Origin of the sequence: Novosphingobium sp. CCH12-A3 (assembly GCF_001556015.1) — a bacterium.
In the GTDB taxonomy this organism is placed as follows: Bacteria; Pseudomonadota; Alphaproteobacteria; order Sphingomonadales; family Sphingomonadaceae; genus Novosphingobium; species Novosphingobium subterraneum.
The window spans coordinates 1-333 of sequence record NZ_LSIA01000179.1 but is presented as its reverse complement, the minus strand read 5'-3'; the positions used below and the strand labels follow the sequence as shown (position 1 = coordinate 333).

Genomic DNA, 333 nt, shown 5'->3' with positions numbered 1-333 from the left:
AAAGGCCATCGACTGTCCTCGAAATGAGGACACTTGCGATGTTACATACCTCGTGGGCGAGCGTGGCATAGTAGTGGTCGAAGCCGGAAAACAGGCTGGTCGGCGGCATCGTGACACGATCCGCAGTGGGTTCGTAATAGGCTTCAGAGCCCTGGTGGCGAAGATTGACGGGGATGGCCGCGAAGAATGCGTCGAGCTCGGCCTCGCGCCCTTCAGGCTCGACCAGCTCGAGCGTTACCGCCGGATGGAAGCGATCGGGCAGACCTTCGACCTGGTCAGGTAGGGTAGGCCCGCAATGTCTCGGAGAGAACATCGCTAGGCCCCCCTCCGAAC

At 61.0% G+C, this 333-nt stretch carries 1 protein-coding gene; it reads right to left on the bottom strand.

Annotation, left to right across the window (positions count from 1 at the left end; genetic code table 11):
- Positions 1-333: zincin-like metallopeptidase domain-containing protein (locus tag AX703_RS14060; protein WP_369821026.1), on the bottom strand; the 333-nt coding region annotated here is incomplete at both ends.